The sequence below is a fragment of the Rhodopirellula bahusiensis genome (assembly GCF_002727185.1).
Lineage (GTDB): Bacteria > Planctomycetota > Planctomycetia > Pirellulales > Pirellulaceae > Rhodopirellula > Rhodopirellula bahusiensis.
This window is the reverse complement of sequence record NZ_NIZW01000052.1, coordinates 1-10,119: the sequence shown is the minus strand read 5'-3', so window position 1 is coordinate 10,119 and position 10,119 is coordinate 1. Positions and strand designations below refer to the sequence as shown.

The following is a 10,119-nucleotide window of genomic DNA, read 5'->3' as shown; positions in this document are numbered from 1 at the left end:
GTTGCGTTTGAGTTGGTTGTGGTTAACCGTTAAACGCAGTGGTTCACGCGATGGTTTCTCTATTCAACAAGTTCTTGGTGAATAATGCGGGATCGAATCTGATTCTCGTAATTTCCGGCAAATGTGTAGCTCACGCCTGCCGGCAGAACGAGTTCACCTCTGTCGATCTTTTCTTGCAAGAAAGCCTGTGCGTCTTCAACAACATCGACCTCCGCATTGCCGGGCTTCATATCGAACAGGACGTATCCGACCAAGAAGGTATCCTCGCTCTTGATTACCTGCGGCCCGCGGAGGTACTTGATTTCCGCCAATTGTTCGATCGGTATGTGTTGTCCCATCGGTGTCGGAACCAGAATCCGACCAAGTGACTCGGCTTCATCTCGCAATTCTCGGTAGTAGCGAACGCGGACCGGGTATCGCTCCCGACCCTCAACCGTGGTTGTGATCCGCTTGCCACCGATCGCGACTTCAATCACGTCCTGGACATCTCGGATTTGTAATCCGTACCGCTTGATCGCGTCACGGTCGATATCAATTTCCAAGTACGGCTTGCCGACAATGCGGTCAGCGATGACGGCGGGCGCCTCCACGGTTGGCACCTGTTTCAAGAACCCCTCGATTTGCAATGAAACCCTTTCGATGGTTTCCAGGTCGGGGCCTTTGACCTTCATGCCCATCGGCGCACGCATGCCGCTTTGTAGCATGACGATTCGAGCGGCGATGGGTTGCAATTTGGGTGCGGAAGTGGTGCCTGGAATGTCAGCCGCTTCGGTGATCTTTTGCCAGATGTCATTGGGGGATTTGATCTCCTCACGCCATTGCCGAAACGGTCTACCATGAGGATCTTCAATCAGCTCGCCTTGTTCATCGCGAATGAAATCCTCCGCCTCTTCGTCATAGCGATATCTCAATCGGTTCCCGTTTTGATCGGTTTTGTATTCCGACTTGTAAGTGATGAAGGTCTCGATCATCGAAATCGGAGCCGGATCGAGCGGACTTTCAGCGCGACCGATTTTGCCAACAACGGAATCCACTTCCGGAATGGAAATGAGAAACTTGTTTTGCAGTTGCAGTACGTCCATGGCTTCGCCGATCGAAGCGTGAGGCATGGTCGTCGGCATGTACAAGAATGATCCCTCATCCAGTGGCGGCATGAATTCCTTCCCCAGACCAGGCAGTGCGTCGGACGCGAGTGTCCACGGCTTTGATTGTCGAATCGTTTCGTCGGAGACCCCGACATGCGATGCCGCCTTCGGCACGAAGGTGAAAACACGATCAAATCCTTGCCAAGCGCATAGCCCAATCAGCAGGAAGATCGTGGGAATCGACAAGAAGAAGAGCTTGTGACCCAAGCACCAACGCAAGATCGGTTCGTAGAGATAGCGTTGGAATATCGTGAAGAATCCAAGCAGGCCACCAATCAAAATACCGACGAACAATAGGTTGCGGATCATGCCCTTCTCAGGACCGAGCGGCAGCCAATGCTCGGCCAAGATGAAGGCAACCACAAGCACCGCAATCACGTTTGCGATCATCGGCCCCATCTTTTGGTACTTCGTCGAAATGCGTTCTTCCAGAAGCTTGTAAATCCCCAGCCCTGCGATGATCACGCCTGCCCACCACGAGACCAAGACCGCGAGCAGAATCCCCGCCGCAATCAAGGCGATCATCATGTAGCGGCGGATTACACCCGATTTGATTCGGCCACCCATTAGCACGTGCGCCGCCGGAGGGATGATGGTCAGTGCGACGATAACGGACGCAATCAACGCAAACGTTTTTGTAAAGGCGAGCGGACGAAACAACTTGCCTTCCGCAGCAACCATCGTGAACACGGGCAAGAAGCTGATCACGGTCGTCGAAACCGCCGTCAACACCGCACTGGCAACTTCATGAGCCGCTCGAAAGATTACGTCCGCGCGATTTTCGTCGGGATCGGCTTCGTCCAGATGCTTCAATATATTTTCACACAGAATGATGCCCATATCGACCATCGTCCCGATCGCGATGGCGATACCCGAGAGCGCCACGATGTTGGCGTCGACGCCGAATGTCTTCATTGCGATGAAGCACATCAAAACTGCGATCGGCAATAAGACGCTGATCAACATTGAACTGCGGAGGTGTAACACCATCACGATGATCACGATGATCGTGACCAAAATTTCTTCGGTTAAAGCCGTGTTGAGCGTTCCCAGGGTTTCATAGATGACGCCTGTGCGATCATAGAACGGAACAATGCCGATTTGGCTGGTCGTGATCCAAGCAGGCCATTGCTCGCGAGGGAGATTGCGTAGGTGAGCGACCCACGGATCATGGATCGGCTCCATTCCTTCCGTCGGAGGCAAATCGTTTCGCTCGGCATACGCTTGTACCTGTTCGGGGGCCACTTGCGTGAAATCAATCACCGCCTTGGTCGGTAGACCAACGGAGACTTCCTGGATTTTCTTTTTGACATTCTTGATTGCTTGAAGCGGGTTGTAGCCGTAACGGACGGTAACGACTCCGCCGACTGCCTCCGACCCCGCCTTGTCCAGTGCACCACGACGCAGCGCGGGGCCTAGTCGCACGGTACCAATGTCTTTCACTGTGATGGGAACATTATCGGAGACCTTGAGGACTGTTTTTTCGAGATCTTCCACCTGCTCGATAAAGCCCAGGCCACGAACGATGTACTCCGCCTTGTTAAGCTCAATCGTTCTCGCTCCGACATCGACGTTTGACATACGAACTGCCATGAAAACATCGGACAGCGTCACATCGGCCGCCCGCATCGCATCGGGATCAACGTCAATTTGGTACTCCTGCACAAAGCCGCCGATGGAAGCGACTTCGCTGACACCCTCGGCTGCCGTGATCGCATAACGAACGTACCAATCTTGATACGTCCGCAGCTCGTTCGGGTCCCACCCGCCGGTCGGATTGCCGTCAGGATCGAGTCCCTCCAGCGTGTACCACATGATCTGGCCGAGAGCGGTCGCATCGGGTCCCAGTGCTGGCTGGACGCCTTCAGGTAGCGTGCCGGCCGGCAAACTGTTCAGCTTTTCCAGCACACGCGATCGCGACCAATAGAACTCGGCTTCCTCATTAAAAATGATATAGATCGTCGAGAAGCCAAAGATCGAGTAACTGCGAATCGTTTTGACTTCGGGAAGACCGAGCAGCGCAACCGTGAGCGGATACCCGATCTGATCTTCGATATCCTGCGGACTGCGCCCCATCCACTCGGTAAAAACGATCTGCTGGTTTTCACCGATGTCGGGAATGGCATCAACGGGTACCGGATCGCGTGGAAGGTCACCGATCTTCCAATCAAACGGAGCGACCATCACGCCCCAGCCAACAGTGGCAGCGACCAGCAAAGCGACAATCAACTTGTTGTGTATGCAGAACCAGATGATGCCGCCGAGAAGTGACCGGCGGTTGGCGTCTACATCCGGAGCGACAACGTGTTGCGAATCGGATTCCGTCTTGGAGGCGAGGGTATTGTCCGAGGATTGTGACATTCGTTATGCAGTGTCTTCTAATTGACGTTTTTACCCCGATACCTCCATGCGAATTCGGTTGGCTCGGGCGGGGGACATGGTGCTTCGTTCATCATCGAGTTGAAAACTCGACAAATGGAGTTAGCCGTGATTGTGTTTGCTGTGTTCGTTGCCACTTGGTGGCGGAGCCTCAACGAGAGGTGCGACTTTGTCGGCACACTTGAGCATCGATCCTCCGTAATAGGGATTGCGAACGGTATCGTTAGTCTGCAACCAAGTCGCTCCACGGCCATCAAATGCCATCGGGCAATGCAGCTCAAACAACTGACTGCCGCTGTGGAATCCAAACATGCGTTGGATGGTGATTAACTCATCAGATAGCAGCGCAAACGCGGAACGCATCGCTTCCAAATCGGTCGCCTTCGCTAAGCGAGCAGCAATCGACGAGAGGCTTCGTGTCTCGGCTGCCCATCGCTTTGAGGCTACTTCATCGAGTGTGCTAGCGTCGATCGCTTGAAGGCTTTGATCAAGTTGTTCGACATCATTGGCGAACGCACCCACTTTGTCCGACGCCAGACCGTCGCCGATCGCAAGATATGGGTTCAACAAACGATCAAGCTGTTGGCGAAAAGCCATCGGCACATTCAACGTCTCTTCGGGCATCTCATGCCCAGCATGTGAAATCCCGAACATTTTCTGTAGCCGCATCGCATGCTCCTTGGTCACCAAAGTGACGCGATCCGCATCTTGCAAGCTCTGAATGTCTTGCCCCTCGACCGAGTCGTTTCTCAGCAACATGGCAAACTCTCGCCATTGGGCTCCCATATCACCCGATAACGCGTTTCCGTCCACGGCTGCAACTCGCTGCCCCACCATTGCAAAGGCGCCACGGATTTTGCTCAGCTCAGCCTCCTCGATGGCGGCTTCGAGTGACTTAACGGATTCAAGAACTGCCAGCATCTGTTGGCTCACCTTGGGCGGCAGTGACATTTGCGAGTGGTCGGTCATCGCGTCACCCTCACCCTTCGGCATCGCGTCGCCGCCATGATTGTGACCGCCGCCACCTCCACCGCCTGAGGGTGTCATCATGGATGGTTTGGCGGAGATTTGCAGAGCGCTGTCGAGCTTGAAGTTGCCATTGGTCACGACCAATTCACCTTCCTTCAAACCGGATTTGACAAGGTAGTAATCTCCGGCGCGAGGGCCTAAAACGATCTCGCGCCCTTCGTAGGTTGGTTCTTCCGCGTCAGGAACCTGGACGTAAACAATCGCACGAGTCCCGGTCAAAAGGGCGGCCGACACGGGAATCACAAGCGGCTTTGCCGTATCGCTCGGTTCTGCTGTCACGAATCCAAGGGACTCTGCACGTACCAGCGGCATTTTGCAGATATCGCAATTGCCCGGTTGGTCTTTGATAATTTCGGGGTGCATTGGGCTGATCCATTTGCCAGCCAAAGATGCATCCAACACGCGGCCACCGGCTGCGATTTTGGATCGAACAACCGCCCGAACGAACATCTCTGGCTTCAGTCGTCCATCTTCATTCGGCACGTTCACGCGGACCTTCACGGTGCGCGTGTCCTTGTTCAAAACCGGGTCGATAAACGCGACCTGTCCCTTGAAGACTTCACCCGGGTAAGCCTCCGTCGTGAATTCAACTTCCTGCCCGTACCGAAGCCAAGCGAGGTCTGACTCGTACGCATCCATTTGCACCCACAGATGGCTCAAATCCGCAACGGTATAGATGCGATCTCCCGTACGAACACGGTCCCCCTCCTGACGGAGCTTCTCCACGACAATTCCGCTGGCCGGTGAGTAGATCGTTAGGTGCTCCGTAGGTTTGCCCCGCTGTTCGATTTCCCCGACTTGCTCTTCGGTAATTCCAAGCAGCCGCAGTTTCTCGCGAGCGGACTCTGCTAGGTCGATCGGTTGGACGAAACGAGATGACGAACGGCCCGCATTGGATTCCAACGCCGCGATCAATTCTTGTTGGGCCGTGTACAACTCTTCGCTGTAGATGTACGCCATGTGATCGCCCTTGTTGACTTCGACACCAGTGAAGTCGACATACAATCGGTCCAAACGTCCGGAAACCCATGCGGTAATGTAAGCTAATCGCGTCTCGTCATACTCAATCTTCCCGACCATCCGCACATCAGCAGTCACATACTGACGTCCTACCGGAACCGTCTGAATGTTCATCAGCTTCTTAACGTCCGCGTTGATCGAAACAGTACGGACGCCGCTCGCCGACTTCTTCACAGGCACCAAATCCATACCGCAAATGGGGCAGCTACCGGGGCCGTCGCGCCGAATCTGAGGGTGCATCGAACAGGTCCAGATTGCCGGTGCATTCGATGCTTGCTCAGCCACAACGGCTTGGGAACCCGCTGACGAGTCCGATGTCGATGGTCCTCGCAACCACCATGCAAACGCAAAGCCGATCGCAAGAAATGCGATCGCTTGCAGGAACCAGGTCTGTGAGAACAGTCGTTTTAGATGTTGTTTCATTGTTTTCTTTGTGAGCCTTGTTCTGGGTCTGGGAGACGGGAGTTGAAGCAGTCAACCTCCTTCACTCCCCATCAACTCCTCTTAAACCAATCGACCAGTGCCGTGACTTCTTCTTGGTCCTTCACGCCGACAGCCGTCACACTCCGTGGGCCCTCTCGCCATGTCGCTGCGATGCTTGAATCGAGATCGACTAGACAACACTCCTTATCACCGCACATCGCCATGCTGGAGGCTCGGTCCCCAAACCAGTCAACCTCTTCGTCGTCGTGTTCAAACAGAACCAACGTTGAACCATCCTGACGTTTGCACACCGCCTTCACACAAGTGCAGCACGGCATCTTCAAAACACTTGTCGATGCGAGGGAATAGCCCTGTGGCAAGCCGTCTGCAACGGCCGGCCGATAACCGACCAGGTGGACGGCCTCATCCGGAGCGACCACTTTGCCATCGTATTTATCCAGCAAGAATTGTTCCGCCGCATCAGGATTCTCCGGAAGCGCCCGCAGGTAGTGATCCATTGTCGCGACGAATTCCTTGCTGTGCCCCTGATCCATGTCGGACATCGAATCGTGACGTGATATCCAAACGCTTAAGCCAAACACAAGGAGCATCGAAGCGGCGATCGCGAGACGCTGATACATCGCCCGACTCCAACGCGGATTTGGCGAGCGATCCGCATTTGCACCGGAGGCCAACTCAACAGCAGGGGCAACTGCTAACGAGGGCTTTGCCCGGCCAACGCTCTCTGTCGCGTTGTCCGCGTCAAGTCCGCGAACAATTTGCCCCCAAACGCCCGGCGGAACCGGTGGGGCGGCGGCACCTGAGAAAGCACCACTCAGCTGCTCGTACTCAGTCAACGCCCTCGCGCATGACTGACAGCCCTGCAAATGTTCCGCAACGGCAACGCGCACATCGACCGACAGCTCGTCGTCGTAAAACGCCGAGAGCAAATCTTGAGTTTCGTTACAGTTCATGAGTTATACCTGCGACCTTTCGTGGTCTGTCGGTGAAAACGAGTTCCGCGCGGTCTGCCGCGTCGCATCGAGAACTCGTCAGGTGTTGGATACCTCTAAACTGCGGTTCCTTCACGATTTTTAGCGATTTCGCACGAAACGTCGATGCTGGCCCCATCTTTTTCAGAATTCCTATGAAAATCGGTGAAGAACGGCACGACTGAGAGCATCTGACTCGGCGTAAGTATCTTTCCAACGCCTTTTTCAACAAGGAACCCGGAGTCATGATTGTTTTGAAGTGGACGTTACCGATTGCCGCAGTCGCCATGCTTGCCATCGGTTTTTCAGGCTGTGATTCGTCGCAGGTGCAACCAGCCGATGATGCCGCACCAGCAGCCGATATGGAGAGTGGAATGGACCACGATTCCATGGACCATGACGCGATGAACCACGACGAGCACGCGATGCACGACCACACATCCCACGCGGGAGCAGATGCTGCGGAAGAAATTCCTGCCCCCGAGGCGAAGTCCGACATGGACAAAATGATGGAAACGCTCGCCAGTTTCTCGGAAGAGGACAAGGCATCGGCGATGAAGCAGCACTTCTGCCCCGTCAGCGGAGGAATGCTCGGCGTGATGGGCAAGCCTGAGAAGATGGAAGTCGAGGGCCAAACCGTCTGGATTTGCTGCGATGGCTGCAAAGACAAGCTGCTCGCTGACCCCGAAAAATACCTCGCCAAGATCAACCAGTAGATTCGGGCACTCGAAACCTTCTCTAGGAGTCTCCGTTTTGGACTTGAAGAACACTGGCTGTGACGTCGCGTATGACCACATTGGAATCCCAACAATCCATCCTAGCGAAGGCGAAGTTTATCATCCGGACATTTGTGCGCATATTCTTAGTGTGAAAACAGATGCGTTGCGAATCGAAAAGATTCGCTTCGACGCTGATGCGCCGTTCCCCGATGACGTTAAGACACGGACTCACGTTGCGTTCAAAGTAGACAGTCTGAGCGAGGCAATTTTCGGAAAGCAAATCGTAATGCCACCGACGGAATTCAAGCCCGGGATCCGATTTGCCTTTGTCGATATCGAGGGTGTACTGATCGAATTTTTTGAAATCGGCTAGCAAACGAGGGTATGTCCGTGCACGTTGCTTTAACTCACTTCGTTTGTTTTCTCCAGATCAGTTGACTTGCAGCCGTGAGCCCTCAAGGGCGGTGTGGAGCATCGGAGACGATTGAACTTCGCAGTCAGTTCTAAGTTCCACATCGCCCTTGTCGCTTGCGAAGCCATTTTCATGGAGCTATTTCCAATCTCAATCGAAAAACGCATAAGCCGCGGACTGCAGCGTTTGAATTGCCACAGCATCTACGTGACGCATCTCGGTGCCGGCAAGATTACGCTAGTGGTGCGTCAGCTTCAAGAATTAGGGTTGGGATTATCCGTTCGATAGGTGAAGCTGTGGGGAACACGGAGGGTTCCCATGCACAAGAAATATATCGTTCGGTTGAACGAGCAGGAGCGACGGACGCTCGCAGAAATTGTCAAGAAGCTTAGTGGCTCGAGCCAGAAAGTGCGTCGAGCACAAATCCTGCTCGCCGCCGATGCCGATGGGCTGGCGTGGACCGACGCCAGGATCGCCCAGGCGTACCGGTGTCGAACGAAAACAGTCGAGAATATCCGACAGCGATTTGTTGAGTTTGGTTTTGAGCAAACTCTCCAGGGAAAGAAACGGCTCGAACCGGCCAGACCCAAATGTCTCAGCGGAGATGAAGAAGCGAAGATCATCGCGACGCGATTGGGAAAGCCACCGGCCGGCTATGCCAACTGGTCGCTTCGACTGCTCGCCGAAAAGGTCGTCGAACTGGGGATCTGTGACTCGGTCTCGCACGAGACCGTCCGGCAGACGCTAAAAAAAATCGCATGAACAACCGCAACATCCAGTACTGGGTGATCCCGCCACAGTGCGATGCGGAATTCGCCGCGAGCATGGAAGACGTCCTGGAAACCTATGAAAAAACCTACGATCCGAGCCGCCCGGTCCTCTGCATGGACGAGCAACCGGTCCAGTTGATCAAAGACGTGAAGGCTCCTGTCGAGGCGACCGCCGAACATCCCAAGCGAGTCGACTATGAATACGAACGTGCTGGGGTGGCGAACATCTTTATGTTCACCGAACCGTTGGCCGGTTGGCGGCAGGCATTCGCTCGGCAGACGAAGACCAAGGTGGACTGGGCTTTGCTGATGGCGGAATTGCTTGAAGGTCGCTACGCCGACTGCGAGAAGGTAACGCTGGTGTGCGACAACCTAAACACCCACACTCGGGGAGCGTTTTATGAAGTGTTCGAACCGGCTCGCGCACGCTCATTGGTCAAGCGGATCAACTGGTGCTACACGCCCAAGCACGGAAGTTGGCTTAACATTGCCGAGAACGAATTGAGCAGCATCACGCGACAGTGCGTCGGTGGCCGCCGCATCGGAAGCATCGAGGAGTTGTCAGCCGAAATCGCGGCTTGGTCGACGCACATCAACGACAAGCAACGAGGCGTCGACTGGCAGATGAAGATCGACGACGCTCGAATCAAACTGAGATCGGTCTATCCTAAAATTAGAGTTTGACGAACCACTAGTTTGCACCAACAAGGATGCAAACGAACGTGCTCTAGCGATTGCTGCGGCGAAGACAGTTCCAGGTGTCACCGAAGTAAGTATGCAGAACGGGAAGCCTTCCTGACGAGCAAGATACTGTGCCTGAATGCGACACAGCAGAAATTTTTGTTCGAGTCCCTTTCGATGCCGATCAAACAACTCATCCATTTTTTGTAGAATAACTTCCGAGACTTCGGGTCAAATGCGGCACAAGAATCTAGGCTGGTGAGCGATCGAATCGTGTTCTGAAACTTTCGTCGTGGATTGACGCCTAGCAGCAAATACCTACATTGCAACTCTGGATGATGTTTGAGCGCGACGTTCAAGATGCATTCCATGCAACCTTGCGACTGTTCTTTGACGACGTGCGTGCTGAGCCCTGGACGCCACCATACGACGTTCGAGGGTGCTGTTTCAACATTAACCCCGCATTATTCACCAAGAACTTGTTGAATAGAGAAACCATCGCGTGAACCACTGCGTTTAACGGTTAACCACAACCAACTCAAACGCAAC

General features: G+C 54.2%; 8 protein-coding genes. 5 read left to right on the top strand and 3 right to left on the bottom strand.

Going from position 1 to position 10,119, the window contains the following annotated elements; genetic code table 11:
* Positions 1 to 59 precede the first annotated feature (59 nt).
* From CEE69_RS31505 to CEE69_RS31495, 3 genes are all read right to left on the bottom strand, one after another.
* Positions 60 to 3,506, bottom strand: a complete 3,447-nt coding sequence (locus CEE69_RS31505) for an efflux RND transporter permease subunit (RefSeq protein ID WP_233215834.1) — start codon at positions 3,504 to 3,506, stop codon at positions 60 to 62.
* Positions 3,507 to 3,626: 120 nt separating this feature from the next.
* Positions 3,627 to 5,996, bottom strand: coding sequence for an efflux RND transporter periplasmic adaptor subunit (locus tag CEE69_RS31500; protein ID WP_008672963.1), 2,370 nt, complete (start codon positions 5,994 to 5,996; stop codon positions 3,627 to 3,629).
* A 71-nt stretch (positions 5,997 to 6,067) separates the two neighbouring features.
* Positions 6,068 to 6,970 (bottom strand): anti-sigma factor, encoded by a 903-nt coding sequence (locus CEE69_RS31495; protein WP_037254896.1) that lies wholly within the window; start codon positions 6,968 to 6,970, stop codon positions 6,068 to 6,070.
* A gap of 263 nt (positions 6,971 to 7,233) precedes the next feature.
* On the opposite strand from CEE69_RS31495, the gene CEE69_RS31490 reads away from it, so the two are divergent.
* From CEE69_RS31490 to CEE69_RS33800, 5 genes are all read left to right on the top strand, one after another.
* A complete protein-coding gene (locus CEE69_RS31490) occupies positions 7,234 to 7,704 on the top strand; it encodes a secreted protein (RefSeq protein ID WP_008672967.1) in 471 nt (156 codons plus the stop codon).
* A gap of 37 nt (positions 7,705 to 7,741) precedes the next feature.
* Positions 7,742 to 8,080, top strand: a complete 339-nt coding sequence (locus CEE69_RS31485) for a VOC family protein (protein WP_051073455.1) — start codon at positions 7,742 to 7,744, stop codon at positions 8,078 to 8,080.
* Positions 8,081 to 8,437: 357 nt separating this feature from the next.
* On the top strand, positions 8,438 to 8,881 hold the full coding sequence (locus tag CEE69_RS31480) for a helix-turn-helix domain-containing protein (protein ID WP_037250777.1): 444 nt from the start codon (positions 8,438 to 8,440) through the stop codon (positions 8,879 to 8,881).
* Positions 8,878 to 9,573, top strand: coding sequence for an IS630 family transposase (locus CEE69_RS31475; RefSeq protein ID WP_008665875.1), 696 nt, complete (start codon positions 8,878 to 8,880; stop codon positions 9,571 to 9,573). The genes CEE69_RS31480 and CEE69_RS31475 overlap by 4 nt, the downstream gene beginning before the upstream one ends.
* Positions 9,574 to 9,905: 332 nt before the next feature.
* Positions 9,906 to 10,076, top strand: a complete 171-nt coding sequence (locus CEE69_RS33800) for a PD-(D/E)XK nuclease domain-containing protein (protein ID WP_158231113.1) — start codon at positions 9,906 to 9,908, stop codon at positions 10,074 to 10,076.
* Positions 10,077 to 10,119: the final 43 nt, after the last annotated feature.